The 25468-nt window shown below is 61.5% G+C and carries 25 protein-coding genes; 12 read left to right on the top strand and 13 right to left on the bottom strand.

The window, feature by feature from the left end; all coding sequences use genetic code 11:
• Positions 1-61: 61 nt before the first annotated feature.
• The 6 genes from B9A19_RS10770 to B9A19_RS10795 form a co-directional block, all read right to left on the bottom strand.
• Positions 62-508: a hypothetical protein gene (locus B9A19_RS10770; RefSeq protein WP_084090801.1), complete on the bottom strand. Its 447-nt coding sequence runs from the start codon at positions 506-508 to the stop codon at positions 62-64.
• A gap of 67 nt (positions 509-575) precedes the next feature.
• Entirely contained in the window at positions 576-959 is a 384-nt protein-coding gene (locus tag B9A19_RS10775; RefSeq protein WP_084090802.1) for a VOC family protein, read from the bottom strand.
• A 19-nt stretch (positions 960-978) separates the two neighbouring features.
• Positions 979-1746, bottom strand: coding sequence for a DeoR/GlpR family DNA-binding transcription regulator (locus B9A19_RS10780; RefSeq protein WP_084090803.1), 768 nt, complete (start codon positions 1744-1746; stop codon positions 979-981).
• A gap of 94 nt (positions 1747-1840) precedes the next feature.
• Positions 1841-2287: a hypothetical protein gene (locus tag B9A19_RS10785; protein WP_084090804.1), complete on the bottom strand. Its 447-nt coding sequence runs from the start codon at positions 2285-2287 to the stop codon at positions 1841-1843.
• Positions 2288-2360: 73 nt separating this feature from the next.
• Complete coding sequence (pbpC, locus tag B9A19_RS10790) at positions 2361-4718, bottom strand: penicillin-binding protein 1C (RefSeq protein WP_084090805.1); 2358 nt, start codon at positions 4716-4718, stop codon at positions 2361-2363.
• Entirely contained in the window at positions 4715-9907 is a 5193-nt protein-coding gene (locus tag B9A19_RS10795) for an alpha-2-macroglobulin family protein (protein WP_084090806.1), read from the bottom strand. Before B9A19_RS10795 ends, pbpC begins: the two co-directional genes overlap by 4 nt.
• A 389-nt stretch (positions 9908-10296) precedes the next feature.
• Between B9A19_RS10795 and B9A19_RS10800 the strand changes: the two genes are divergently transcribed.
• From B9A19_RS10800 to B9A19_RS22125, 7 genes are all read left to right on the top strand, one after another.
• Positions 10297-10881, top strand: a complete 585-nt coding sequence (locus B9A19_RS10800; RefSeq protein ID WP_084090807.1) for a hypothetical protein — start codon at positions 10297-10299, stop codon at positions 10879-10881.
• A 172-nt stretch (positions 10882-11053) separates the two neighbouring features.
• The gene (locus B9A19_RS10805; RefSeq protein ID WP_084090808.1) at positions 11054-11659 is read left to right on the top strand and encodes a 3'-5' exonuclease; all 606 of its coding nucleotides are present in this window, start codon (positions 11054-11056) and stop codon (positions 11657-11659) included.
• A gap of 19 nt (positions 11660-11678) precedes the next feature.
• Positions 11679-12116, top strand: a complete 438-nt coding sequence (locus B9A19_RS10810) for a hypothetical protein (protein WP_139798776.1) — start codon at positions 11679-11681, stop codon at positions 12114-12116.
• Positions 12117-12262: 146 nt separating this feature from the next.
• Complete coding sequence (locus tag B9A19_RS10815) at positions 12263-12670, top strand: MAPEG family protein (protein ID WP_084090810.1); 408 nt, start codon at positions 12263-12265, stop codon at positions 12668-12670.
• Between the two features lie 10 nt (positions 12671-12680).
• The gene (locus tag B9A19_RS10820) at positions 12681-13202 is read left to right on the top strand and encodes an HD domain-containing protein (protein ID WP_084090811.1); all 522 of its coding nucleotides are present in this window, start codon (positions 12681-12683) and stop codon (positions 13200-13202) included.
• 173 nt (positions 13203-13375) lie between these two features.
• Positions 13376-15610, top strand: a complete 2235-nt coding sequence (locus B9A19_RS10825) for an NHL repeat-containing protein (protein WP_084090812.1) — start codon at positions 13376-13378, stop codon at positions 15608-15610.
• Positions 15610-16278, top strand: coding sequence for a hypothetical protein (locus B9A19_RS22125; protein WP_139798777.1), 669 nt, complete (start codon positions 15610-15612; stop codon positions 16276-16278). Before B9A19_RS10825 ends, B9A19_RS22125 begins: the two co-directional genes overlap by 1 nt.
• A gap of 92 nt (positions 16279-16370) precedes the next feature.
• On the opposite strand, the gene B9A19_RS10840 is transcribed toward B9A19_RS22125, so the two are convergent.
• Entirely contained in the window at positions 16371-18083 is a 1713-nt protein-coding gene (locus B9A19_RS10840; RefSeq protein ID WP_084090876.1) for a phospholipase D-like domain-containing protein, read from the bottom strand.
• A 253-nt stretch (positions 18084-18336) separates the two neighbouring features.
• Here B9A19_RS10840 and B9A19_RS10845 point away from each other — a divergent pair, with 253 nt between their 5' ends.
• Together B9A19_RS10845 and B9A19_RS10850 are read left to right on the top strand one after the other, a co-directional pair.
• Positions 18337-18657 (top strand): antibiotic biosynthesis monooxygenase, encoded by a 321-nt coding sequence (locus tag B9A19_RS10845; protein WP_176216885.1) that lies wholly within the window; start codon positions 18337-18339, stop codon positions 18655-18657.
• Between the two features lie 161 nt (positions 18658-18818).
• Positions 18819-19685, top strand: a complete 867-nt coding sequence (locus B9A19_RS10850; RefSeq protein WP_084090816.1) for a sigma-70 family RNA polymerase sigma factor — start codon at positions 18819-18821, stop codon at positions 19683-19685.
• Here the strand turns inward: B9A19_RS10850 and B9A19_RS10855 are convergent.
• From B9A19_RS10855 to B9A19_RS10870, 4 genes are all read right to left on the bottom strand, one after another.
• Positions 19672-19905, bottom strand: coding sequence for a hypothetical protein (locus B9A19_RS10855; RefSeq protein ID WP_139798778.1), 234 nt, complete (start codon positions 19903-19905; stop codon positions 19672-19674). The two genes, B9A19_RS10850 and B9A19_RS10855, sit on opposite strands and share 14 nt — an antisense overlap.
• Before the next feature lie 16 nt (positions 19906-19921).
• Positions 19922-20425: a type II secretion system protein GspG gene (locus B9A19_RS23455; RefSeq protein ID WP_084090818.1), complete on the bottom strand. Its 504-nt coding sequence runs from the start codon at positions 20423-20425 to the stop codon at positions 19922-19924.
• 120 nt (positions 20426-20545) lie between these two features.
• A complete protein-coding gene (locus B9A19_RS23310) occupies positions 20546-20677 on the bottom strand; it encodes a hypothetical protein (protein ID WP_281249562.1) in 132 nt (43 codons plus the stop codon).
• A 249-nt stretch (positions 20678-20926) separates the two neighbouring features.
• Positions 20927-21553 (bottom strand): DNA-3-methyladenine glycosylase I, encoded by a 627-nt coding sequence (locus tag B9A19_RS10870; protein WP_084090820.1) that lies wholly within the window; start codon positions 21551-21553, stop codon positions 20927-20929.
• Between the two features lie 117 nt (positions 21554-21670).
• Between B9A19_RS10870 and B9A19_RS10875 the strand changes: the two genes are divergently transcribed.
• Complete coding sequence (locus tag B9A19_RS10875; RefSeq protein ID WP_084090821.1) at positions 21671-22864, top strand: DUF1444 domain-containing protein; 1194 nt, start codon at positions 21671-21673, stop codon at positions 22862-22864.
• A 50-nt stretch (positions 22865-22914) separates the two neighbouring features.
• Positions 22915-23541, top strand: coding sequence for a DUF4253 domain-containing protein (locus B9A19_RS10880; protein WP_139798779.1), 627 nt, complete (start codon positions 22915-22917; stop codon positions 23539-23541).
• A 16-nt stretch (positions 23542-23557) separates the two neighbouring features.
• On the opposite strand, the gene B9A19_RS10885 is transcribed toward B9A19_RS10880, so the two are convergent.
• Positions 23558-23773: a DUF4287 domain-containing protein gene (locus tag B9A19_RS10885; RefSeq protein ID WP_084090823.1), complete on the bottom strand. Its 216-nt coding sequence runs from the start codon at positions 23771-23773 to the stop codon at positions 23558-23560.
• Positions 23774-24000: 227 nt separating this feature from the next.
• Between B9A19_RS10885 and B9A19_RS10890 the strand changes: the two genes are divergently transcribed.
• Positions 24001-24480: a low molecular weight protein-tyrosine-phosphatase gene (locus B9A19_RS10890; protein ID WP_084090877.1), complete on the top strand. Its 480-nt coding sequence runs from the start codon at positions 24001-24003 to the stop codon at positions 24478-24480.
• Positions 24481-24569: 89 nt separating this feature from the next.
• On the opposite strand, the gene B9A19_RS10895 is transcribed toward B9A19_RS10890, so the two are convergent.
• Positions 24570-25079 carry a hypothetical protein gene (locus B9A19_RS10895; protein WP_139798780.1) on the bottom strand — a complete coding sequence of 170 codons (510 nt, stop codon included), beginning with the start codon at positions 25077-25079 and terminating at the stop codon, positions 24570-24572.
• Positions 25080-25468: the final 389 nt, after the last annotated feature.

Below are 25468 nucleotides of genomic sequence, written 5' to 3' on the forward strand. Positions count from 1 at the left end.
ATCCGCCTGTACTGGCGGATTGGTAACAAGGCCGCCTTAGGCGGCCTTGTTTGCGGCTGGATCAGGGTTCCAGAGTGGTTGATATGACCGTCGGCCTTGGCAAGCCAATGTTACCGCTTGGGCAGAGCCTTTCGATGTACCAGTCGAAGTCAACTGCAGTGCCATTTTCTGTCCAGCGTTTTTTCGCAGCGTAAGTGTAAGCATCGACCCGGCTGGCATCATTCGTGTCGATATCAAAGTTCAACTCATATGTGTTCAACTCGCCCAGCGGATCAGGCCCGACTTGCCAAGCGCTCAAAAGTGCATGGCTTCGCGTCGCAGTCAGTTGCTCAAGCCGGGCGTGCGCTTCGGCAAAAGGAACCGTTACTTCCTTATCTGCCAGGGCATCCCAGTAGGTGAATTGACCATCCCAATCAAAACGCCAGCCCAGGCAAGTAAGATAGTTAACCAGTGTCAGGGGCGTGAGCAGGTAGGGAAACTGCAGGGAAATCGTGGCTGCGCGGCTCATGGTTGATTGACGTGGAAAGGGGCACCAAAGTATATGCTGCTGTGGGTGTCGAGCACTGCGACCAGTTTCAAGCGGTAATCTCGATCCGGCAGCCATCCGGCGTGGCAATCACGGCTTCGTAGAAGCCGTCGCCCGTAGTGCGCGGTGCGGAGAGCAGCAGACCATCGTGATTGCAGCGTGCGGCCAAGGTATCGACGGCGGCGGCATCGTCCAGCGCGATGGCGAGGTGGTCCCAGCCGGTGTGCTCGCCCGGTGCGGCATCATCCAGCCACGGGCCGGTCATCAGTTCGATCTGCGCCTGCCCGCCGGGCAGGGTGACAAAGCGCGAGACAAAGCCGGGACGGCGCTGGCTGTGGTAGGGCGCCCCCACACTGGCGTTGAAGTAGTGCTGCCAGAAGGCGGCGGCCCCATCCAGATCACGGGTCCACAGGGCGATATGGGCGAAATGCATAGGGTTCTCCTTGCTGAGGTCAGCTGGCCAGTCGGGTTTGCGCACCGGCATGGGCCAGCGCGGTCAACTGCTCGGGCGAGGTGTCGTGTTCGAGGATCAGCTGGCTGATGCCGGCCCAGTCCGCCACGTGATGTGCGGCGCGGGCGGCCAGTTTGGCCTGGATCGCCAGCACGATGCGCTGCCGGCTGGCGGCCAGCAGCGCGCGCTTGAATGTGGCATCGGCCAGCGTGCTGGCCCAAACGCCACTTGTGGCTTCAATTGCGCAGGCACCAATAAAACAGCGATCAATGCGCATGCGACTGACTGCCTGTACTGCGCTGGCATCCACGCAGCCCCCCACCAACGGGTCTACTGCACCGCCAAGCAGGATCAGTGGCAATTCGGGCCGGCGCAGCAGGGCGGCGGCGATATCGACCGAATTGGTGGCGATGGTCAGTCCCTGATCCTCGGGCAAGGCATCGACCAGCGCGAGGTTGGTGCTGCCATTGTCCAGAAACAGCAGCTCGCCCGGCTGGATGCCTTGTGCCGCATGCTCAGCCAGTGCGGCCTTGCGCGCCATATCGCTATGCATACGGGCCGACATGGGCATTGCGGCCGGCGAGAGGGGCAGTGCGCCGCCATAGACGCGCCGGCAGCGCCCCTCGGCCGCCAGCGCACGCAGGTCGCGGCGGATGGCATCTTCGGACACCGTGAATTCGGCAGCCAGTTCGGCTGCGACTACAGGCTGCCCTGCAGCCAGCCGGCCGGCAATGACGTCGCGCCGGGCAAGAGGGAGATCGTTTTGCATGGTTGCATGTTAATGCATGATTTTTCTAAAAACAATGTGCATAAATGTGCATTTTTTTGCTTGGTGATGCACGGTTATTCTCGCGAATGCATGATCAGGGCGGTAGCGTGCCGGGTGGCAGGTGTAGTGTGGGGCCGCCGTTGCGGTGGCACAGTACGTAGCGCATCTCGGCCACAAAAGCGGTCCACGGTAGCAACAAGGTAGGGCGGGCATCGTTCTGCAAGGGATTCAATTCCGCACCGCTGCCATTGTCGGTGCCGTAGAAGGCCGGTGTGCCGCCGTGCAGGATGCCGGCCTGGCAATCGGCCGAAAAACTGCGTGCGATAGTGCGGACCAACTGACCGTTTACCGCACGGAACGGGGGCTGCAGCCGGATCAAAAAGCTGGCCTGCGCCTGGTTAGCTTCGTTGGCATGGTAGGAGGCCGGGTCGAGATACAGCCCGCCTTGCTCGCGGTCGGCACGCAACAGTACCCATGCCGGCTGCGCGGCGCTGGCCGCGCTGGCGAACAAGCAAGTCAAGAGTGTGATTTTGCGCAACATGGCCCCTCTGCGGTCGGGCGGTGGCTGACCCGCGCCATTGCAAGCATACGCCGTCGCGGTGACGGTAGCGCAATCAGCGGCGCGTCACCTGCACGCGGTCGAAATGACCTTCAGCATCAATGGCGGTGATATCGTGGCGGCCGGTTTGCTCCAGCTTGATCAGCTGCGTGTCGTTGCCGCGGCTGATGGCAATCAGCACGCCGTTCACCAGCCAGTTCACCGGGCCATTGCCGCCGCGCGTGGCCAGCCGCAGCGTCGGCACCGGGCTGCCGGGCGTTGCAGCAATGATTTCTCCGCTGATGGCACCCAGTATATGCAAGGGTTCGCCCGTGCCCGGATCGCCATGGCAACCCGGCGCCCAGGCTGGCGGCTGATAGCGTTCGCGCGTGGATTGGTCCAGCCAAGGTTCCAGCAGCACCGGCCAGCGGGCAGCGTTGACTTCGTGATAGGGCAGGCGGGTGCAATCGCTGTTCACGCGCAGGCCACTGCGATTATCTGCCAGCCATTGGCGGCGCTGATCGGGGGCATCGTGCTCGCCGGGCAGCGTGGGGGGCGCGGTCTGGTTGAGCAGCCAGGCGCTGCGGCGCAGCTGGCAGACCATGGGGTCGTCGCCCCCGGCCAGCCGGCCCTCGGGCCAGCAGATGGTGCCCTGGCTGACGCTGGCCGGTTGTACACGGCTGCGGCTGGCTGCCGGCATGGGCAGGCCGTCGAAAATGTTCTGTAGCAGCGGTGCGGCGATATTGGCGCCGTAGAAGCCGGGGTTGGGCGTGCCATCCGGGTTGCCGATCCAGATGCCGACGGTATAGCGATCATTGACACCCACGGTCCATGCATCGCGAAAGCCATAACTGGTGCCGGTTTTGTAGGCCACGCCGCGCCGGTCTGCGCGTACGCCGACGGCTTTGGCAGTCAGCCCGCCGCCCTCAAGGATGTCGCGGATGATGAAGGCCGCGCCGGGGCTGAGCAAACGGCGCTCGACCTTGGGGGCATCGGGCGTCAGGCGCGGCTGGCCGGCCATGCCGTTGCGCGCCAGCGCGCTATAGGCGCCGACCAGCTCTTCCAGCGTGGTGCCGGCGCCCCCCAGAATCACGCTGAGGTTGGCACTGGCGCCACGCGGAAACACCATCTTGAGGCCGCCGTTGTGCAGCCGGGCAACAAAACGTTCCGGTCCCAGATGGTCCAGCACCTGCACGGCTGGCACATTGAGCGAGCGCACCAGCGCCTCGGAGGCGCTGACCGGCCCGGAAAACGCCTGCCCGAAGTTGCCCGGCGCATAGCCGTGGAATGATTGCGGGGCATCGATCAGCAATGATTCGGAGTGAATCAAGCCATCATCCAGCGCCATGCCGTACAGAAAGGGCTTGAGCGTGGAGCCGGGCGAGCGCTGGGCGCGTACCATATCCACCCACGGAAAACGCGTCGGGTCGCCAAAATCGGCCGAGCCGGCATAGGCCAATACGCTGAGGTCACGGTTATCCATCACCAGTGCGGCGGCTGATACATGTGGCGGCAGCAGGTTGGCGCGATCAAGCAGCAACAGCTCCACCAACCGCTGTGCATCGGTGTCCAGGGTGGTGTTGACGATGGCCTGACCGGGGCGCTGGTCGTGCACGCGTTGCGCCAGCAGCGGGGCCAGGCGTAGTTCGCGGCCGCGCAGCACCACCAGCGGCTCGGTCAGCGCTTCGTTGATGGTCTGTTCGGGCCAGCGGCCACGCATGCGCTCGACCACCTTGTTGCGCGCGGCCTGTGCCTCGGCACGGAAGCGGTCCGGCCGCAGCCGGGACGGCATTTGCGGCAGTACCGTCATCAGCGCAGCTTCTGCCGGCGTCAGGCGCAACGAGGGCTTGCCCAGATAGGCGCGGCTGGCGGCCTCGACGCCCTCCAGCACGCCGCCCATGGGCGCGTAGTTCAGGTAGATTTCCAGAATCTGCCGCTTGGAATAATGCAGCTCAAGTTGCAGCGCGCGCAGCATCTGGCGCAGCTTGCCGCCGAAGGAGTGCGGCACCGGATCGACGATGCGCGCCACCTGCATGGTGAGCGTGGAGCCGCCGGACACGACGTGCCCATAGCGTATCCACTGCCCCACCGCGCGTAGCAGTGCGAGCGGGTTGATGCCGGGGTGCCACCAGAAGCCCCGGTCCTCGTAGCGGATCAGCGCTTCGACGTATTGCGGTGATACCTGATCGTAGCGCACCGGGTAGCGCCAGACATGCTGCGCATCGGGAAAGGCGCGCAGCGGCGTGCCGTCGCGCGCCAGCACCACGGCGGCAAAGTCCTTGCCGTGGCCGCGCTCGGGCAGCGGGAACAGGCGGTCCAGCACCAGCACCAGTACGATCAACAGCAACAATGCGCCCAGTACGCGCCGCGTTGCGCGCGAACGCGGCTGCAGCCGCCGTGCCACGGCGGCCAGCCTGCCCCAACGTCCCGTCATTGCTGCGCTGGGGCTGCCGCCGGCGGAATGCTGTCCGTTTCCGACTTAACCGGCGCTTTGCGTGGTGCGTTGGCGTCTTCCACCTGCAAGGTGCCCGGTGCGGCGCTGGCTGCATGGGTTTGCGGGTCGTACATGTCTTCGATCAGGCTTTGCGGAATGACGAACTTGCCTGGCGTGACCACGCGTGCGCGGTAAAACAGCCGCAGGCGGTCGTTCCACCAGCTGCCCAGCCGCACTGCGGCCACGAAGCGGTCATCGCGGAATTCCACATGCACGATGCGCTGGTCGGCCATGGCATCGACCGGGTTGGCATCGTCGATCTTCACCGCATCGCCTTTCTCGCCCTGGATCAGATGGGTGTTTTCGATTTCCAGCCCGGCCGGTACACGGTCAACGATGAGCGCATTGGGCATGAAACGGTTGGCATTGGTCAGCACTTCCACCCAGATGGTCTGGCCGGTCTTGAGCGTAGGGTTGTTGCCCAGCGGCTTGCCGTCAGCGGTGAAATACTTGCGCTCGATGCTCAACCCCGGCGTGGAGTCACTGACCTGACGCGGATGGCCGACGGCGCTCATCACCACGAACAGCGCCTTGCTGCCGGTGTTTTTCAGCGTATAGCCTTCGCCGCTGGCCTGGGGCAGAGCACGGTATTGCGCGGTCTTGCCGGTCAGTTCGGCATCTTCGGCGCCGGACAAGGTGGCGCTCCAGCTGTCACCCTCGCTGCCTTCCAGCCGGCGGGCGGCCAAGAACAGCGCCATCTGCTCCTGCGTGCTCAGATAGCGGCGCGATTTGCTCAGCTCGGCCAGATTGCCCAGCAGCTTGCCGCTGCCGGCGCTGTTGAGCTTGTATTTGTCCAGCAGCAGCCAGCTCATTGCGGCATCGCGCAGGTCGCTGCCGTAGTCATACCAGTACGAGGCGTTGATGCGCGACTTGGCCAGCGCTTCACTGATGGCGGTCTGTGCGCGCGGCGCATCGCCCATCAGTTGCAGCGCAACGCCCAGTTGCACCAGCGACAGCGCGCTGTTGGCATTGCCGCGCACCTCGAACAGCTGGCGCAGCGTGCCCAGCTGGATCTTGCGATCCTGCGCCAGCACCAGCGCGCCTTGCGCCAGTGCTTCAAAGTTGCGGTTGCGGTAGTCCCAATAGGTCTGCCAGTTGCTGGCGCCGTTCCAGTTGCTGCCCTTGGTCGGCAAGGTGGCAATACCGGCCGGCATTTGTTCCTGCAGATAGCCGATGGCCTTGTCATACATGGCCTGCGGCGGGGCAAAGCCTTGCTCGCGCGCATCCTGCAGGAAGCGGGTGACGTAGGCGCTCAGCCAGTAATCATGCGCACTGGCATCACCCCACAGGCTGAAGCCGCCATTTGGTGCCTGATAGGCACCCAGCTTGGCAAACGACTTGTCCAGCACCGCTGCGCGCTCGGCGCGGGTATAGCTCTTCACGCCGTATTGCTTGGCGGCCGCTTCATCAACAAACAGCCACGGATAGCTGGAGCTGGTGGTTTGCTCGGCGCAGCCATAGGGATAGTGCAGCAGGCCCTGCACCGCATCCTTGGCATTCAGCGGCGGCAGTGCGCTCAGCATCAATTGCGTGCTGCGGCCCGGATACCAGCTGGCTGCATCGGCATGCTTGAGTGTGATGCTCTCGCCTGGCGGCACGGCAAAGACCGAGGTGGTTTGCTGTGGCGGGGTGGGGGCTTCGACTTCCAGCGCGAAGTGGCGATCCAGCGCGATCTTGTTGCCTTCCACCTGCACGCGCAGGTCAACCAGACCCGGTGCGCCGCTGGCGGCAACCGCAAAGCGCAGCGTGGCTTTTTCCTTGTCCTTGAGGGTGGCCGCTTGCGGTGCGCCGCTCAGCGTGAGGCCATTGCCCGCCGTCACGGTAATCTTGAGCGCCTGCGTGCTGCCCGACATATTGTGCAGATCAAGCGCCAGCGTGGCGTTGTCGCCCAGCGCGATGAAGCGCGGCGTGTTCATTTCCGCGATCATCGGCGCGGCAACGACCATGGAGCGCTCGGCCGCGCCGAACTGGTCCGGCGCGCTGACCACGGCCATCAGCCGCAGCCGGCCGTTGAAGTCCGGCAGCTTGAGCGGCACCGTGGCATTGCCCTTGGCATCCAGCTGTACCGGGCCGCTGAACAGGTCGACCAGCTTCACTTTCTGCGGCGACTTGGGCGGCTGCTTGAGCGATGCATCGCCACCAAAGCGCAACTTGCCCTTCTTGCCGGCCATTTTCTCGATCAAGCGGCCATAAATGTCGCGCAGCTCGGTGGCATAGCGCAACTGGCCGAAGAAAGACTGGAACGGATCGGGCGTCTTGAAGCTGGTGATGTTGAGGATGCCTTCATCCACCGCAGACAGCGTGACGATGGCTTTCTGCCCCTGTGCCGCTGGCACCTTGATCTGCACCGGTACGGTGGTTTCCGGCAGCACCTTGTCCGGCGCAGCCAGATTCACCGCCAGCTTGCGTTTGCTGCGATCCAGCGCCAGATGCACCAGCCCCAGCGCACGTGTGGGCGTGACCAGATCGCCGGCATTGCCCGGCCGCAGCACGGTGACGGACACATACATGTCCTGGCGCTTCCAGCTGGCATCGAGCGGGATGTCGAGCTGCTGGCTGTCGCTGTCGATATGGATGCGCTTCATCCACAGCAGGCGGTCTCCTTCGACGGCGACGATGGCCTCGCCACGATGCGGGGCGGCAATGGTCAGGTGGGCGGTATCGCCATCCTGGTAGGACGGTTTGTCGAGCTTGAGCGCGACACGATCAGGGCGCACGCCATCGGATTGGTCACGCTGGGCCGACCAGCCGGCATAGAAACGATAAGCTGCGCTGCCGGCAGCGCCCGGTGTACCGACTTCGACGCGGTAGCGGCCGTATTTCACCGGCAGCTTGAGCGTGGCGGCCTTGCCGGCAGTGATGTCCACGCTTTGCGTGGTGATCAGCTCGCTGCTTTCGACGAAGCCGGAGTTCCAGCCGCGCTGGTCGTCATAACGCCAGTACCAGTCGCGGTTTTCGCGGATCAATCGTACCGGCACGGCACGATGGCCGAGCAGGCGGGCGTCGGCATTGGCCAGCACCACGTCGAATTCGGCCAGCGCATCTTCCGACACATAGTCGTTGCTGAACTTGGGGCGTACGCCATACAGCGCGTCGCTCGGCCACCATACCCGCTCCAGGCTGCGGATCACCGGGCGGCCGCCGCTTTCCAGCAGGCTGAGCGTGCTGCGGATGGTAATCGGTGAATTGCGGCCAGCTGCGGGCTGGGTATCAATCTCTACCTGCGTCTTGCCCTGGTCGTCCAGCGCGGTTTCATCCAGCTCTACACGCTTGGCGACGTTGTCATCGTCCACACTGCCGAAGAGATAGCCCGGCAGCTTGGCCGCCAGCGGGTTGCGGCTGCGTTGGTATTCCACGGTGCCCAGCAGGCGGTTGCCTGCTGCCGGTGCGCCGTACAGATAGCTGCCGTTCACGTCGATGGTGAAGTCGGTGCCTTGCTGCAGCCGCGCAGCGTTGCTGGAGAGGTCCAGCTTCATGCGCTCGGGCAGGAATTCCTCGGCATTGAAGCGCAGCACGGTGCCCGGCTGCTTGTCGGCCGGATCACTGCGCAGTTCCAGCGACCACACGCCTGTGGGGGCATCGAGCGGAATTTCCACGTGCTGCTGGTAATAGCCCGGGTGCTGCGGATTGGGCTTGAGCGTGGACACCAGTTGGTTGTGGCCATCGGGGCGGCGCAAGGTGGCCTGGATGGGCTGTGGCGGCACCGGGTGGCCGTCGGCATCGCGCGCGATGATGGAGACATCGAACTGCTCGCCGGGGCGATACAGATCGCGCCCGCTGTAGGCAAACAGGCGTACCGGCTTGTAGAGGTCGCCACTGATGTCATATTCGGACAGATCAAGCGACGGCTCTTTCAGCGCCAGCAGCGAAATCTGGCCGTCCTTTTCCGCTACGGCAAGGCGGGCCTTGGCTGGGCGTTCGGCAAAATCGGCACGGCCATCACTGTCGGTCTTGGCGCTGCCCAGCAGCTTGCCGGCGCCATCCAGCCACGACACGGTAACACCGCTTTGCGCCTTGCCCGACGTGAGCGAGCTGACCAGTGCGGTGGTGCCCTTGGGGTAGACGTGCAGCGACAGGCCCAGGTCGGACACATAGAAATAGGTGGTCTGGTAGTCGTAGCCGAAGCGGCCCGGCTTGCTCATGATGGCCACGTAAATGCCGGGCTCTTTCAATTCCTTGATGTCCTCGACCGGCAAGAAGGTCACGCTTTGTTTGTTGGCCTTCTGTTCGGTGACGAAACGTGCCTGATAGATGCTGTCGGTCATCTTGTGCAGCGGGTCCAGCTCCCAGCCACCCACGGCGCCGTGCAGCTCGTGGTGCTGTTCGGAGTAGGGCTTGCGCCATTCGGCGTCGGCATCGTCGTCCTCGCCATCGGCGGGCGCCTGCTTGGCCTTGCGCGGGCCGGCAATCACCATGTCGAGGAAGCGCGGCATCTGCTCTTTGCGCACGCGCAGGAACTGTACGTCCACTTCCGGTACGTTGACGGTAATCACCGGCAGGCCGCCGTTTTGCCCGGCCGGCAGCACCATGCCGTTGCTGGCGAAGTAATACGCCGGCGCCACGGCGGCGGTGTTCACCGAGTAGCGCTGCTCGCCACCCAGCGTATGGCCGGCCTTGTCCTTGAGGTCACTGCTGACCACGATCACGTAGCGTGTTTCGGGCTTCACATTGGGCAGATAAAGCATGCGCGGGTTGTCACCCAGCACCCAGCCGCCCTTGACCGCCTTGCCGCCATTGGTGGCGACATCGGCCGGCGCCGAGCTGACCGATTTATCCAGCGCCACCTTGGGCTGGGCCTGGTCTTCGTCGCTGGCATCGACTGCCGCACCGTCTTCGCCTTCCGGTGTCGGGGTAGGGTTGGCTTTGCCATCCTTGCCCATCTCGAACACCTGGATCAGCTTGTCGAAATCCTGCCCTGACTCCAACGGCTGCGTCACCGTCAGTGCCAGCGCCGGCGAGCCATCGTAACTGCGGTTGGCTGCTTCGAGCACCGCAAATGCCGTGTTCGGGTCGATCTGCTGGGTGACGTCGTCCTTGGATTTGCTGATGAAGTGCCAGGACACCACGCCGGCACTGGCGGCAAATGCAATAGCAGCGACAACGGCAATGAGGGGCTTGGTTAGGCGCATGATCGGCAAGCTTTCAATCTGATTCAGGCAGATTACACGCTTTTTTTTGCCGAATCTTGCCCGCCTGAAAATTTACCGCTGCAACGGCGGTGATGTGTTGCCTTCTTGCTCAGCGTGCTTGCGCACGTTGTTTCAAAGCACGCCCTGCCTGGCGTACCTCGTCCGTCTTGCAGTGTTGCAGCTCGCGTGAAGTGGATGGTTTGCTTCTTTTGGTTTGCGATGGCCGCGCTTTTTGCTAACTGATGACTTAAATTTGGTTGATATTTTTGCTATCCTTGGTTAGTATTTGATCATTATGTAACGCCGCACAAACCGCAGTCGTTGCGGAATCAAGTGGTGTGATCCATGTGCCGGGAAACCGGTGCAATGCCAACTTCCAGGAGCCTCACATGTCCGTTCTTGTTTCCCCGGCCCAGATCGTGGCCAGCAAGCCCTTCCTCGGTATTGTGCATTTGCTGGCGTGGGCGGTGCGCGCTGCCGACATTACCATCGTGCACAGCCGCTACGCCCCGGCCAGCATGCCTGCAGTTCCTGCCGAACTGGCGCACGAAGTCATGGCTACGCTGGATGGCCTGGACGACATCGCCAGGCTGGCTGTCTGGAGCGCCATTGCCGGCCGCGTGCGTGACCGCAAGGCACTGGCGCGTCTGCTGCCGCAGCAATGGCGCCGCCGCTGGCCCACCCCGGTGCCGCTGGCGTTGATCGAGGCCGTGGTGGATGAATGGATCGGACTTGGCCACATCGGCACCCGCCGCTGGGATGCCCGCTGTGGCAGCCACATGCGCATTCAGCGACATAAACTGTGGTTGATGGAATGGTTGAACGAGGCTTGGGAAAGCGGATTGGCGGGGTTGCAGGCGCGGCATGCAACCCAATTGCAGCATTTGCTGGCTTTGCCGTCAGTGCAACTTGTGCACTCGATACGGGAGGTATCGGCGCAAGCGCGATCTCGAGCCGCGCGGTGTGTTGCCTGATTGTCCAGGGGAGAGGATTGATCAACTTGATACCTGCCGTGCTGAGATTCACAGTTGTTAAAATGATGCTTGGGCCGCAGCGATGCTGCGGCCAGTTCGCGAAGGTGAGAGACTTGCGACCTTATCTCTCAATTCCGAGTATTAACTAATACTCGATAATGGGGAAAATCCTTTGGAATTAGATGATTTGCGCCGCGTTGCGCACTACCTGGTGATCGATTTTGAGGCGACGTGTTGCGACCAAGGCTTGGTGCCACGTGCGCAGATGGAAATTATTGAATTTGGCGCTGTGATGGTCGATGCGGCTACATTGCAGGTTGTGGATGAATTCGCCTGTTTCGTACAGCCGGTGCGCCATCCACGGCTAACACCGTTTTGCATTGGGCTTACATCTATTACACAGCGGGATGTCGACGAAGCATTGCCATTAGCTACGGTACTGGCTGATTTCAGAGCATGGCTGAACCAGTATCAGGATTTTGTTTTCTGCTCTTGGGGTGATTACGACCTCAAACAGTTGCAGCAGGACTGTGCTTATCACCAGTTGTCATATCCCATCAATGCGCCGCACTGCAACTTGAAGCGAGCTTTGGTTGAGCGGCAACAATTGAATGGAAAGCCCGGGCTGGGTGATGCAATTCGGCTGGCAGGCTTACGCTTTGCCGGCACGCATCATCGTGGAATTGATGATGCCCGTAATATTGCGCGGCTTTTACCCTTTATTGTGGGTGACCAAGTGTTGCCGACAAAGTGGGAAAGGCCCCGCAAGCACAGGTGAGCCTTATCTTGCTTCCGAATTGATTCTGCTGCATATGCTATTGAAAACAACGCGCTACTTTCGCCTTTGCTTGCTGCTTCCAATTCCGGTTTTGTTGCTGATGCTGTTGGGGCAACCACCTGCTGAGGCCATCAGCATGCTTCATGAGATCGTTGGTCCGCCTTACCTGGTGTTTGCTGCGCTGTTTGCTTGGCAACTGGGCGGGGTGTGCTCCCTGCGCGCGTTGTGTTGGCGGTTGGGTTTGGCACCCTTGTTCTACCTGCCAGTGCAGTTTGGCTGGGTGATGGTCTGGCTGCGGTTGATTGGCCCTGATAGGCTGCTGGAGGTGGCGCCAACAATGCTGCTGTGGGTTGCTATTCCGGTATTGGTTGTAGGATACCTGTGTGGCGCGATTGCCCTGCTGGCGTACCTGCTGCTGCGGCGCGCAGGTTGGGTGCAGCCGCTGCAGCAATCATGAACACACGGTTCAATCCATCGGCATCGCAGCCACGCGCGCGCGCCACGGCAAATGCCGCTGAGCAGTCCATACTGAACGCATTGGTTTGCTGGCTCCCTGACCGCGGATGCCGCAAACAACTTCACTCGAAATCCTGAGGCAATTTCATGCTTGCACCTGTGCTCGTAATGTTCCTGCTCACATTTGTTGTCTGGTTGCTGATGTATGAACGGCGTTTTCGCTACATGATGGCCGAGCGCATCCACCCGCAACGCATTGCCACCCCTGAATCGCTGCGTGCACTGCTGCCCGATTCCGTGCTGCGCCCGGCCGATAACCTGCGCAATCTGTTCGAGCTGCCGGTGATTTTCTACGCCGCCTGTGCCATCGCGCTGGCATTGCATTTACAGGATGGCTGGCTGCACATCCTCGCATGGGGCTTTGTGCTGGGCCGTGTGGTGCACAGTGCGATTCATTGCACCATCAACCGCGTGCCGGCACGCTTTGCAGCGTATTCGCTGTCGGCCTTTCTGCTGTGGGGCTTGGTGCTGCGTCTGGCGTGGCTGGCGGCGTGAGGGCAGCAGGATGAACAACATCATTCGCGCGGCTTGTTTTGCGGCGCAAAAACACCGCGATCAGCGCCGCAAGGATGAAGCGGCGTTGCCGTATATCAACCACCCGCTGGCGCTGGCTGATGTGTTGTGCAATGAGGTGGATGGGGTGCCCGAGCTGGCCGTCGTGGCGGCGCTGCTGCACGACACCATCGAAGACACCGACACCACGCCAGAAGAAATCGCCGCCGCTTTCGGCCCGCAGGTACTGGCGGTGGTGCTGGAAGTCACCGATGACCGCAGCCTGCCCAAGGCGGCGCGCAAGCAGGCGCAGATCGACCATGCGCCGCATCTGAGCCATGAAGCGCGGTTGGTAAAGCTGGCCGACAAAATCTGCAATCTGCGCGATCTGGCGACCAGCCCGCCGGCGGGCTGGCCTTTGGCACGCAAGCAGGAATATTTTGATTGGGCGCGTGCCGTGATCGACGGCCTGCGCGGCACGCACGCCGGGCTGGAGCAATTGTTTGATGCTGCATATGCCAAACGGCCGGCGTGAATGACTGAAAGTGGCGCGTCTGCGATGCGCCGCTCACCACTCACTCGCTGTGCAGCGTTCTATCAAATACATACATAAGACTGATATGAAACACTCGGTCACTGCTTAACAAGCTTTCTTTCATCTTTCTGCTATGGTGTTTTCTGAACAGGAACCCAACCGGTGAGGAAACCATGGCAGCAAAGTCGCAGACGAAGGCAGTGTTTCAGCATGTAGCGTTGTATGGTCAGAGCGCCAAGGAAAACCCTGATTTCCGTGGCCCGGTGCCGGAGGATTTCACCTTCAATTCACCGGTCGGCCTGTGCATGGACCGGCAGCAGCACGTGTGGGTCTGTGACACCGGCAACAACCGTGTGCTGGTGCTGGACAAGACACTGACACGCATCATCCGCGTGCTGTATGCCCCGGCGCCCGCCGACAAGGGTGAGGGCAAGGTGCCGTTCCGCATGCCTTTCCACGTGCACCCGCACCCGCAGAAAAACCTGGTCTACATCACCGATATGGGCAACTCGCGCGTGGTGGTCATGGCGTACGAGGGAGAGCGCATCGACTTCGAGTTTGCCTTTGGCAACCGCGAGGAAAACGGCGGCGCGCCGCTGCAAGACCCGAACGGTGTCACCGTGGTGATGCAGCGCGACGGCGGCTATTCCATCCACGTCAACGACGAATTCTTCCATACCGAAACCGACAAGATGCGCAATCGTTGCGTGCGCTATGACGAGCACGGCCGCTATGTGAACGAGTTCCGCACGCTGATCGACCCGGATGGCACGCGGCATGACCTGTACTGGCCGCAGGGGCTGAGCTCTGACCTGGAGGGCAGCCTGTATATCGCCAATACCGGTAGCTATGAAATCCTCAAGTGCCCGGCCAATGCGCCGATCAACGAGCACTATGAAATGAAGGCCGAAAAGCCGGTGGTCAACCACTGCTTTGGCCAGCCCACCGGTGTGGGCATGCTCAACATCATGCGTTACGTCGGCGTGATCGGCGAACGCGTGTTCGTCCCCGATCACGTGCTCAACACCATCAGCGTCTACAGCCTGGATGGCCGGCTTGAATCCACGCTGGCCGGCGTGCGCCCGAGCTGGAACCACGGCGACGAGCCGGTGCACTCGCTGACCGACCCGATCTACTACGCCATGGAAGATGCCGCACTGCTCAACCCCTATGTGATCTGCCAGGGGGAAGAGGATGATATTTTCTATATCAGCGAGCCGTTCTCGTCGCGCGTGGCCAAGCTGCGTATTCCGCACCTGGATCGCCGCTTTCCTGAAGCGCAGATGATTGCCACACTGGGTGCGCGCCGCGATATGCCGGGCAACCGTCGCATCGATCCGCAATTCAACTGTGTCACCGCCGTCACCAACCTGTTGCCGCCGGCCAATCCGCCAGTTGCCGGCAAGGTCGATGCCGAGCTGCCTGATTACCTCAAGTACAACCCCTTCCTGCAATGGTATGAGCAAGCCAGCCAGAACATGCAGCAGGCCTATCGCTTCTGGTTTGGCGATGCGAACAAACTGGCGCCAGCCGCGCTGTCCGGCTTGCCGCTGAAAGACCTGCAGCTCACCGTCGATGCTGGTAACTGGCGCATCAAGGGCTATCGCGAGCGCGAGGAAGACTTCCAGGCCATCCCCGGCAATCTGGTCGAGGGCTATTTCCTGGCCGGCAACCTGGGCGTGGCGGTCTACCACCCCAAGGTGCCGCTGTTCGGCCAGCTTTGCCCGGGCACACCGCTGGTGCTGGTGGACAACTTCAACTTCGGCACCGTCACCATGTACCAGATCGGCCCGTTCGGCCATCTGCTCAACTATGGCATCCCGTTCGGCATGTATGGCAAGGGTGATGGCTGCATGCGCGGCCCGCAGGGCATGGCGGTCAGCGATGCCGGCGAGGTGTTCATTGTGGACTCGCTCAACTGCCGCATAGCCAAATGGCAGATCCTGCCCACCGGGTTGGTTGTCTTCGTGAAAAACTTCATTTGGGAAGGCGAGCATGATCAGGCCGCCTTCACCCCCACCGACGTTGCGCTGGACAGCCAGAACCGCGTGCTGGTCACCGACCAGTTCAACAACCGCGTGTGTTGCTTTGACCGCAACGGCAAATCATTGTGGGCCTGCGGCCGCGAAGGCTACTGGGAAGAGGGCCAGCCGGATGGTGAAAAGCTGATGCTGCCGACCAGTCTGGCGGTCGATGGTGACAAACTCATCCTCAACGATCTGGTCAACCGCGCACTCAAGCTGTTCCGCATTGACGAAAACGGCCTGACCTTCCTGGGCGGCATCTCGTTGTTCAAGCTGCACCTGGATCAGGGGGGGGTGTGGATGCCGTACTTCATGCATGCGCATGACGGGCAGGTGCAGATTGCAGATTCGACCTACAACGTGGTGCAGGTGTTTGCTTACTGATGTGGTATGCTTATTTGTACAAAAAGCTGAAGCGCAATTTGCTATCTATGTTGCTGGCCGGGTTTGCGGTTTGTGCAAACCCGGTTCTAGCGGGGCCTGCGCCAGCGCTTCTGGCACAAGCCAAAGCCGCATTTGAGCATTACGCCCCTGGAGCGCATTTTCATGAGGACGCCACGGCCTTCGGGGATATCAATGGTGATGGAATCACGGATTTTGCCACCTTCCTCGGAGACCCCAATTACAACGATCATGGCGTTGAAGATGTAAAGGTGTTGGTGTTTCTGGGTGCGAAAGACCACACCTTCAGCTTGCTTGAGGCCTCACGAGCTTTACCCGGACATGAACGCATTTTCTATGTAGTGGATATTAAACGGCAGTCTGTTTTTGTTCATAGTGATGGCTCGGGTGGCTGTTGTTCGCACTGGGGGATGGAACTTCAATTCAGGCAGCAAGCGAGCAGACTGATGCTCATCGGCTTGGAATCCGTCAACGTCTATGTGGATGGCAGCGATGAGCAGGAAAGCGGAACCAGCGCCAACCTGTTGACGGGCAAAGTGATTGATTGGTCCGGCTCCGGCAAGGCCAGGCGTGAGAAAAAGCGGGTGCTGACTGGGCTGAAACCAGTGTCGTTTGCCGAGTTTGACTACCGCCACTTGCCGGTTGAATAGGCTTGGCTGGTTTGGCCACAACGATCTGCGGGGAGGCATTCCAAACGGCACGGGGTGGCGAACCACCCCTGCCATTTGAGGAGTAGACGCACTCAGGACGAAAACAACTGCCTGTCCTTGGCCTTTTGCGAATCAGCTGCGTAGAAATCGGCAAACCATGCCGGCTGGCCGCTGATGGCTGTGGGTTTGCGCAAGGTCAGCGCCTTGGGGGCGGTTTGCGGGTTGTTGGCCAGCGCCTGCTGCATGGCAGTGCGGAAGTGCAGGTGGTCGAACATGCGCAGCGCTTCGATGGCGTAGCTGGTGGCAATGCGCTGATCCTGAATCATCACCAGATTGTCGCCGTTGCCTTCCTCGCCGCTGGGCGAGAGGTTGGACGAGCCGGTAAACACGCGCGCCGTGGGCAGGTTGAAGTCGGTGACGACGAATTTGTGGTGGATATGGATGCCGGCGCCGCCCGACCATTCGCTCTTGAACGGCTCGGGCGCTTTGGCCGACAGATAGGCAAAATCGACCACGCCTTGCGTGTGATCCGGCTTGTTCACGATCAGGCCAGTATCGCTGTTGACCACACCGTAGCTGAACAGCGGGCTGTCCATCAGCCGGTCCAGTGCCTCACGGGTGGGGCCGGTCTTGATCTGGTTGAGGAAGGCAATCGAATACAGCACCGATGATGACGCCTGATCGATGGCTGCGGCCAGCGGGTTGAGCGATAGACCGCTATCACGGTGCGGCGAAAAGCAGAACTGCAGCGATGGCTGGCCGGGGGCGGCCTGCACCAGATGCCATTGCAGCGCCAGCGGGTTGTTGGCAAAGCCGGCCGGGTTGCTGAAGGCCTGCTCGAACACATTGGCAAACAGCGCTGCAGCAGCGGGCGATTGCACCACGATGACGTTATTGGCCTGGATATACAGGCCACGGAAGCTGAAATTGGTGGAGCCGAACAGCACCTTCTCGGGTGTGCCCTTGCGCTTTACGATCAGCACCTTGTGGTGTTGCAGCCCCTGAAAGTGGGTGCGGCGCACATTGCCGGCACCGGCCGAGGCGGCGAAACGTGCGGCGGCCTGGCTCTCTGCGCTGTGGGCAGGGGCATGGCTGCCCGAGTCATCAATCACGGCGCGCAGGCGAGGGCCCAGATCGGCCAGCCGGGCCACCAGATCGGGCTCGTTCAGGTCGTAGGCCAGCAGTTCGATGCTCAGGTCGGTATTGGCCACGGCTTCGTCGAGCACGCCCTTGATCAGTTCCAGTGCCTCGAAACCCAGCCAGGTATAGGCATCTGCATCGGTCTTGTGGAAAGCCAGCCCGTCGTCGGCCTGAGCGGGGATCAGCTGTGGCTTGGTGCCATATCTGTCGCTGAACGCCTGCGACGATGCAAAGTTGCGCGTGAAGCCAACATCCAGAAAATCAGCGTAGGTGACCGGGTCCAGCGACAGGCCGAGCGTGAGCTGGCTGCCGGCCACCAGCTTGCCGTCCTGCGGCATGTGCATCTTGGTGACGCGATAGCGGTATTCACCCGGCTGCTGCTCGGCAGGAAAGTCGATCCAGCGAAAGCGCTGGAACGGCGCCTCCAGCGACGAGTACAGCCGTGCGCCGGTGACGGCTTCATGCGTTGGCTTGTCGTAGCTGAAGTTGAGCCGGTTGGGCAGCGGTTTGAACTCGTTGCTGTCCGGCGCCTGTACCTCAATGGCAAAGCCGGCCAGATCATCCTCGGGCTGGGCAACATCCAGCCCTAGCAAGCACATGCGCTCGCCGCGCCAGAGCTTGAGCTTGAAGCCGTCTTTTTCATCCTGCGCGCTGAAATCACTCATCTCGTCACCCATGCTGTTGGCGTATCCGTCTGAACATAGATGCTGTCGGCATGATGGTCAAACATCTTGTTTTTACGAAAAATTTTGCCAGTTCTTGTGAGTAAAGATGAAATTTCAGTGAAATGCTGCGGGCTCATCATGGCAGGCTGATTTGATGGGCAGCGGTGGGCGATGCAGCAATATTTTGCGTCGTGCGATCCGTTTTGCGCTGCCGTTTCGTCTAGCAGGTGTCCATATGAACAGGAGACACCCCATGGCGACCAACCCCATCATTCTGATCAACCGCTTGCAGGTCGAACCGGCCAATCAGGCTGCGCTGCTTGCTTTGCTGCAGCAGAACATCGACACCGTCATCCGCACCCTGGCCGGCTGGCGGCGCACGCGCCTGATTGCCGCGCCGGATGGCAGCGCAGTGATCATCTATTCGGAATGGGATAGCCCGGCTGCCGTCGAGACCATGCGGGCCGACCCGCGCATGCAGGCGTATTTTCCGCAGATATTGGCGCTGGCGCGCTTTGATGCCATGTCGGGCGAACTGGCTTTCAGTGCGGAACGTGAAAACGCGCTTGCATAAGTGCCACTTGGTTTTGCCGGGCGATGGCGGCAGCTTTGCCATTCCCCGGCAGACTGTATCGCGAGGTACCTGCGTGCTCCCGCCGGGCAGACACATATCTTCATCAACGCTATCTTGGCAGTTTGGCCAGATGACCATCGGAAGGGGCTGGTAAACAAGCCATGAGTGAAGCGGATTTCGAAGCGCGCCTGCGGGCGCTGCGGCCACGGCTGCATCGCTACTGCGCGCGCATGACCGGCTCGGCCATTGATGGCGAGGACGTGCTGCAGGACGCGCTGGTCAAGGCGCTGCACGCGCAGGCCGACGGTGCAATGGTGGACAACCTTGGCGGCTGGCTGCTGCGCATTGCGCACAACTGCTGTCTGGATTTCCTGCGCCGCCGCGCGCGTGTCGAACTGGTGCCGCTGGATGAAGGTATGGCCCATGCCGCACGGCCTGACACCGATATCGTCACGCTCGGTTTTCATGCCTTTCTGCAACTGCCCGAGTTGCAACGCTGCGCCGTCATCCTCAAGGATGTGCTCGGCCATACGGTGGAGGAGATTGCTGCCATCGCCGGCAGCACCCCGGCGGCGGCCAAATCGGCACTGCAGCGCGGCCGCAGTACATTGCGGCAACGTGCCGCAAAGCCCATCGCCACACCAGCGCGCGCCGATGCTGAAAAACTGGCCAGCTATGTACAGCTCTTCCAGCAAGGCGACTTTGACGCCATCCGCGCGCTGCTGGCCGAAGACGTGCAACTGGAGCTGGTCAACCGCCTCAAACTCGCCGGCCGCGAGCAAATTGCCCCGTATTTCAGCCGCTATGCTGCAGAACCGAAATGGTGCTACGCCTTAGGCACGTTCGAGCAGCACCCGGCCATGCTGGTCTACGACCACACCCGGCCCGATCAACCGGCGCATATGGTGCTGCTTGAATGGCGGCAAGGCCGGATTGCCAGCATTCGGGATTTTCTGTTTGCGGCTTATGTGCTGGATGGGGCGGCGTGGCGCAAGCTGCAGGGGCGATTGGAAATCACGACAGAATGATGGTTCCCCCGATGATCAGCAGGATGGCCACGCCCAAGGCGATGTAGAAGTGCCAGATTAAACCTGTCTGGCGCAGCGCAATCATGCCGGCCGGGCTGATCGACTCTGGTTGCAACCCCAAAGCAATGCATCGCCGGCGAATGAACATAGGGTAGATTTTGAAAGTAATGTAGAAGAGCGTAATTCCGCCCATCAGCATCCAGCCAGCCAGTTTTTCCATGTGCTTGTGTTCACTTTCACCAGTTGCGGGCCCGTGAGATTGCTTTGAGCCGCTGGCCAGATCCGCGTGGGTTCAGGCTCAGTTGTTTTGCGATTATCGCCGTTTGATGGCATGGACCACAACCCTTGTACGATGCTGCCTGGTCGGCATCGTCGCGCTGCGGAAAGCATGATGCCAGCTCCTGCGCCGGGCAGGCCGGGGGGGGGGGGGGCGCCGAGGCGCAAGGGGATGCAAGGCCTGTGGCGGCCAGTTCCGCGATGTCATCGCCCTTGCCGCCATTGTCCACACCATCCGGCCCCATCGAATACAGGCAGAGCTCCGGCTGTTCGGGCCGGTAGCGGAAAGGATGATCCCAGGCATCGTTCGGTAGCCATGCGAGATAAGCATCCTGCTGGCCCGGCGGGGCAGTGTGTCCAGACCCGCTGCAGCGGGCAGATCGCGGCCGTGATCGTGTTGCCATTACACAAGGGCCGATTGAATCGTGCTCAGATGCGCGCTGGTCCATTGCCGCTTGTGCCATGTCGATGCATCCGGTGACCGGGATCGTGGCAAGACCGCGATCGCCACCAGCCCGGCAATGCACAGCACAAACGCAAGGCGTATCACCCGCGCCAGACCTGGGCTCATGCGGCGATCCGGCTCAGCCATGCGGAAAACAAGCCCGCTCCACCTTGCACAGATCGCGCAGCGCCCGGGCAAGCGGGCGGTTGCTGCGCGGCGTGGCGGGTTGGGCCTGCAGATCCTTGATTTGTTGCTGCAGCAGCACGCGCATGGGCAGTTTCTCGTTTTTGTGGGCGCTGAATACCTGGGCCTGATCCCACCTCAACATCCGGGCCCGGCTGGCGCTGTGGATGGCCACAAACAGTGCCAGCCATTCTGTTGGCGCGATGTTTGGGCGGTAGCAGTATGCGGGTGCCCAGCGCCGTGCAGGGGCGGGCGCATCCGGGGCAGCGCACGTTCTCATCTGTGCCGCTGCGTCGCACGCCGATGCGGCAGTCGAAACACACCCATTTGATATTGCTCATGGCGTTTTACCTTCATCGCCCGGCCGCATGAATCCAACCCTGGCATCGGCGACCTTCTGCCGGAACGCACAGTCAGTGGCATGGTCATTCACCAGCCCCATGGCCTGCATGAAGGCGTAGACGGTGGTGGGGCCGACGAATTTCCAGCCGCGCTTTTTCAGCGCTTTCGACAGCGTATGCGACAGCTCGGTGGTGCTGACGGTTTGTGGTTCGACCTGCGTTTCCGGTCTGGCTTCGTAGCGCCAGAAAAAGGCAGCGAGCGAGCCTGCTTCCTGCACCAGCGCCAGCGCGCGGTTGGCGTTGTTGATCACGGCCTCGATCTTGCCGCGGTGGCGCACGATGCCGGCATTGGCCAGCAGGCGGCTGATGTCGGCGTCGGTATAGGTGGCGATGCGGTGGAAGTCGAAGCCATCGAAGGCCGCGCGGAAGTTGTCGCGCTTGGCGAGGATGGTGCGCCAGCTCAGCCCGGATTGAAAACCTTCCAGGCAGATTTTCTCGAACAGCCGCACGTCATCGGCCACCGGGTAACCCCATTCAAGATCGTGGTAGCTGATGTATTGGTCAGTGGCGCTGCACCAGTGGCAGCGGGGCAGGCCGTCGGGGTCGGTGTAGGTGCTGTTCATCGTGCTTCCTGGGCGTGTGGTGGATATGTTGCTTAATGCATTATTTACTCAAACTGACATCATTCATGATGTTGCTGCATGCTAGATTAAATCCATTCTGTGCCGTGAGGGGCCGTCATGTCGATTCTGGATTTTTTTCGCCCGCCAACCATGGCACGTTATGCACGGCTGCTGCAGGGCAAGCTGAGCGAGCTGGGCGATGTGCGGCCCTGGCAGTTCGATGCGCTGGAGGAGCGGCTTTTCTTGCCCTCGACCGCGTCCGGCAAGCCGGAGGGCGTGATCAATCTGGCAACCATGTACGCCGAGTATCTGGCAGCCAGTCGCAGCCAGCGGCGCAGCATGCTGCATGCCACAGCCATGGTCCAGTTGCAGGCGCATCTGCCGGACAGCTATGCAGATGCCCGCCCGCACCTGCTGCCGGCGGTCCGGCCTGCCGCCGAGCGTGGGCTGCAGGCATTGCAGCTCGATGATGATGAAGATGCTGCGTTTCGCGCACTGGGGGCCGATCTGGAGATCAGCCTGGTATATGACACCGAATACGCCATGGCCCGGTTGTCGGCACAGCATCTTGCCGACTGGGGCGTGGACTTCGACACGGCCTATCAGGATGCGCTGCTCAATTTGCGGGCACGTTCGACCCAGCCGCTGGAGGACATGGGGGGCGTGTTCCGCAGCCCGTATGAGGATTGCCATGATGCGGCGCGCATCTTGTTGACCGATATGCTGCACCGCTTGCCGCTGCGTGGTGCTCCGGTCGTGATGATTCCCAACCGCTCCGTACTGCTGGTGACGGGTGATCAGAACGAGGCTGCATTGCTGCCCCTGGTGGAGGCGGCGGCCAATATCCTGCAGCAACCGCGACCGCTGTCCCCACTGCTGCTGAGGCTGGGGCCACAAGGGTGGGCGGCATGGCAGCCGCCGTCCTGCGTGGCGGCGCTGCAGCTGCTGCGCGTGGGGAGCGAAGCGCAGGACTATGCCGCACAAAAGCAGCTGCTGGAGCAGAAGTTTGAGCGTGAGGGCACGGATGTGTTTGTCGCCAGCTACAGCGCCGTGCGCGACGCACAAGGGGAGGTCTTCAGCTACTGCAGCTGGGCCGAGGGCGTTCATTCGCTACTGCCCCAGACCGACCGGATTGCTTTCAAACGCAGCGATGACCGGCTGGTGATGGTGCCATGGGCACAAGTAGTGGCCGATGCCGGCACCATGCTGTGCCCCGGCACATACGCGCCGGCGCGCTTCGAGGTTGCTGCATTTCCCTCTGCTGCCTTGCTGGCGCGGTGGTCCGAACTACATCATGACGCCGTAGTGTAACGGCCAGCGCTGCCTTGCATCGTGTGAATTGACCCTTGGCCGAGGAAACCATGCTCAACGTCCTTACCCGCACGTTTTCCGCATTGCTGCGCACTGCGCCAATACAGGCGTTGCCCGAATTGGCAGACCCGCTGCTGGCCCAGGTAGCGCCACTGCTACAGCAAGTTGCCGGTGCATCCGTACGCGATTTTGCCACGCGTGATTTTGGACGCCAGCACTACACTGGCGCCATTTCGGCCCTGGTGCCGGAGCGGCGTGCCCGGCGTCTGCTCAACCTGCTGCGGCCACGCCTGCCCGGTGGCCTGGTGGCCTTTGTCGGCACTACACGCAGTTTGTGCCAGCCGCCGGCACAGGGGGTGGAGCTGGTCGTCGGCCACGGGCAGACACAGCTGGACGTGCTCGATATTGCCGCCAGTAACGCGGCCAATTTCGATATGGACACCCCTCAGCTGAAAGCAGTGCTCGCGCGCTGGCAACAAGCCTACGGCATCGACCTGTGGCAAGCCGAGACCGATACCGTTCAGCTGCGCCTGCTGCAAACCCCGCTGGGCTTGATGGATTTTGCCGACGAGGTTTATGACTTCTGCCCCGACATCGTGAACCAAGGGGGCGGCACGGTGGCCGCGTTGGCGCGCGATATCGCGGTGCAGGGCGAGCTGTGCCTGTGGTGGGATTGACGGGCAGCGCACGGGCCTACTTTTTCTGATCCGCCAGGAAGTGAGCCACCAGCGCGTTGGCATGGCCGTGCCCAAGCTGGTGCTCGTTCTTCAGCCAGGCCACCATTTCCATATGCTTCAGCCCTTGCAGGCTGCCCAGCAAGCCCAGCCAGTGGCTGACGGGCTGACCATACTGTTTTTCAATCGACGGGAAATACGACGCAGGGCCCTTGGGCTTTTCGGGAGTGGTCATGACGTGCTCCTGTAGGTGGGTGCTGTGCCCGTACGGCGCCATACAAAGCACAATGTAACGTATTTGCTAACTCGGGTCTTTGTAGCTTGGCAAGGAAATGATGCGCCGGGGCTGACTGGCACGGCTTGGGTTGCCGTTGGATTTGCACGTAACATATCGGTTCCCTTGGCAGGCATGCCTGATCCGGCGTGAACGGCCCCGTTTTGACCGAAAATCTGTTGGTTTGCATGAATACCAAATACGCTGTTTTATTCATTTGCACAGGTAATATCTGCCGCAGCCCTACTGCCGATGGCGTGCTGCGCCAGCGCGTGGCCGATGCTGGCTTGGCTGGCCAGGTGGTGGTCGATTCGGCCGGTACGCATGACTATCATATCGGCGAGGCGCCAGACCGCCGCTCCACCGCCCATGCCGCCAAGCGTGGCTATGATTTGTCGCCGTTGCGCGCCCGTGAGGTCAAGCCGGCAGATTTCAGCCAGTTTGATCTGATCCTGGCTATGGACAAGGGACATTTGCGCCTGCTGGAGCGTGCCTGCCCGGCCTCACAGCGCCACAAGCTCAAGTTGTTTCTGGCGTTCGCCACGCGGCACGACGAGCAGGAAGTGCCTGATCCCTATTACGGCGGCGCCGATGGCTTCGAGCATGTGCTCGATCTGGTCGAGGATGGCTGCGATGGGTTGCTGGCTCATATCCGGGCCAGTCTCTGAGAACTGGTATACGCGCTGCGCTGGGTACGCTGCGATTCCAGATGTTGTGCGAAGGAAGCGCTGGCAGCCTGCATGCCAGCAGATGACACTTAGATAGGCCCAAACAGCCGCTCGGGTTCTTGTTGCAGCCAAGCCTGCACGATGGCTGTTGCTGCGTGGTCGTCCACCAGTTCTGCCAGTTCGCCGCGTGCCGCGTTCCGGTAGTCATCAGTGTCGTCGGTACCTGCCAGATAAACCAGCAACACGCGCTCCAGCGCGGCGGCGCGCACCGGCAGGCCGACGGTGCGATAGGCGGCAATGGCGTTGCGCAAACCATCCTCGCCAGCGTTGTTGATGGCATGCCAGCCTTCACCGGAAAACCCGTCTTCCAGATCGAAAATTGCCAGCGCCACACGAAAGCCTTCGGGCAGCATGGCGATGTCAGCGGTTTCATACATGCGGCTACCCAAGCAACAAGGCAAGTATTGCAACGCGTCGAAGAAAATCACATCGTCCTCGATCAACCAAAATTCCAGAGGAATGGTGCGATCGGGCCAGAATTGGCGCAGCATGGCATTCAGGTCATGCAGGGCAGCGATCACGGGTGAGGGGAGTGCCATATGCAGGTTGGCCCAGACGATAGTTGGCAGTCATTGTTCTAGGGCCTGTTAACACTTATTTCACGCTTGCGTTCGGGGTAGTTCGGGATGGAGCGCAAGGCGCAGAACGCGCCGCGGTACGGGTACCGCAAGCGGTTTGCAACGCAGCGAACCGCCCGAAATACCCCGAACCCGCAGGGCTGGGCCGCAAAGAGGCCATCTACGGCGTTACGCGCCTTGGCAATAACCGGTTATTGCCGCGTTGCGTGCCTTGTAGCTGACCTCTTTGCGGCCCAGCGCAAGCGCGAAATAAGTGTTAACAGGCCCTAGCACATGCTGGCTTCCCACTGATGACGTGACCGTTCGGCATCGGGCAGTGTGGCACCGAGCCGACATACGGATGCGTTTGT

Source organism: Andreprevotia lacus DSM 23236 (assembly GCF_900176275.1).
Classification (GTDB): Bacteria; Pseudomonadota; Gammaproteobacteria; order Burkholderiales; family Chitinibacteraceae; genus Andreprevotia; species Andreprevotia lacus.

What these genes read in the sequence shown, in the direction of transcription:
- B9A19_RS10800 (WP_084090807.1), top strand. Translation starts at nt 10,297, where the DNA reads ATGTCCGTTCTTGTTTCCCCGGCCCAGATCGTGGCCAGCAAGCCCTTC.
- B9A19_RS22125 (WP_139798777.1), top strand. Translation starts at nt 15,610, where the DNA reads ATGTGGTATGCTTATTTGTACAAAAAGCTGAAGCGCAATTTGCTATCT.
- B9A19_RS23455 (WP_084090818.1), bottom strand. Translation starts at nt 20,425, where the DNA reads ATGGCACAAGCGGCAATGGACCAGCGCGCATCTGAGCACGATTCAATC.
- B9A19_RS10820 (WP_084090811.1), top strand. Translation starts at nt 12,681, where the DNA reads ATGAACAACATCATTCGCGCGGCTTGTTTTGCGGCGCAAAAACACCGC.
- B9A19_RS10775 (WP_084090802.1), bottom strand. Translation starts at nt 959, where the DNA reads ATGCATTTCGCCCATATCGCCCTGTGGACCCGTGATCTGGATGGGGCC.
- B9A19_RS10870 (WP_084090820.1), bottom strand. Translation starts at nt 21,553, where the DNA reads ATGAACAGCACCTACACCGACCCCGACGGCCTGCCCCGCTGCCACTGG.
- pbpC (WP_084090805.1), bottom strand. Translation starts at nt 4,718, where the DNA reads ATGACGGGACGTTGGGGCAGGCTGGCCGCCGTGGCACGGCGGCTGCAG.
- B9A19_RS10850 (WP_084090816.1), top strand. Translation starts at nt 18,819, where the DNA reads ATGAGTGAAGCGGATTTCGAAGCGCGCCTGCGGGCGCTGCGGCCACGG.
- B9A19_RS10875 (WP_084090821.1), top strand. Translation starts at nt 21,671, where the DNA reads ATGTCGATTCTGGATTTTTTTCGCCCGCCAACCATGGCACGTTATGCA.
- B9A19_RS10845 (WP_176216885.1), top strand. Translation starts at nt 18,337, where the DNA reads ATGGCGACCAACCCCATCATTCTGATCAACCGCTTGCAGGTCGAACCG.
- B9A19_RS10815 (WP_084090810.1), top strand. Translation starts at nt 12,263, where the DNA reads ATGCTTGCACCTGTGCTCGTAATGTTCCTGCTCACATTTGTTGTCTGG.
- B9A19_RS10785 (WP_084090804.1), bottom strand. Translation starts at nt 2,287, where the DNA reads ATGTTGCGCAAAATCACACTCTTGACTTGCTTGTTCGCCAGCGCGGCC.
- B9A19_RS10825 (WP_084090812.1), top strand. Translation starts at nt 13,376, where the DNA reads ATGGCAGCAAAGTCGCAGACGAAGGCAGTGTTTCAGCATGTAGCGTTG.
- B9A19_RS23310 (WP_281249562.1), bottom strand. Translation starts at nt 20,677, where the DNA reads ATGCGCGTGCTGCTGCAGCAACAAATCAAGGATCTGCAGGCCCAACCC.
- B9A19_RS10840 (WP_084090876.1), bottom strand. Translation starts at nt 18,083, where the DNA reads ATGAGTGATTTCAGCGCGCAGGATGAAAAAGACGGCTTCAAGCTCAAG.
- B9A19_RS10885 (WP_084090823.1), bottom strand. Translation starts at nt 23,773, where the DNA reads ATGACCACTCCCGAAAAGCCCAAGGGCCCTGCGTCGTATTTCCCGTCG.
- B9A19_RS10895 (WP_139798780.1), bottom strand. Translation starts at nt 25,079, where the DNA reads ATGGCACTCCCCTCACCCGTGATCGCTGCCCTGCATGACCTGAATGCC.
- B9A19_RS10795 (WP_084090806.1), bottom strand. Translation starts at nt 9,907, where the DNA reads ATGCGCCTAACCAAGCCCCTCATTGCCGTTGTCGCTGCTATTGCATTT.
- B9A19_RS10880 (WP_139798779.1), top strand. Translation starts at nt 22,915, where the DNA reads ATGCTCAACGTCCTTACCCGCACGTTTTCCGCATTGCTGCGCACTGCG.
- B9A19_RS10855 (WP_139798778.1), bottom strand. Translation starts at nt 19,905, where the DNA reads ATGGAAAAACTGGCTGGCTGGATGCTGATGGGCGGAATTACGCTCTTC.
- B9A19_RS10780 (WP_084090803.1), bottom strand. Translation starts at nt 1,746, where the DNA reads ATGCAAAACGATCTCCCTCTTGCCCGGCGCGACGTCATTGCCGGCCGG.
- B9A19_RS10770 (WP_084090801.1), bottom strand. Translation starts at nt 508, where the DNA reads ATGAGCCGCGCAGCCACGATTTCCCTGCAGTTTCCCTACCTGCTCACG.
- B9A19_RS10890 (WP_084090877.1), top strand. Translation starts at nt 24,001, where the DNA reads ATGAATACCAAATACGCTGTTTTATTCATTTGCACAGGTAATATCTGC.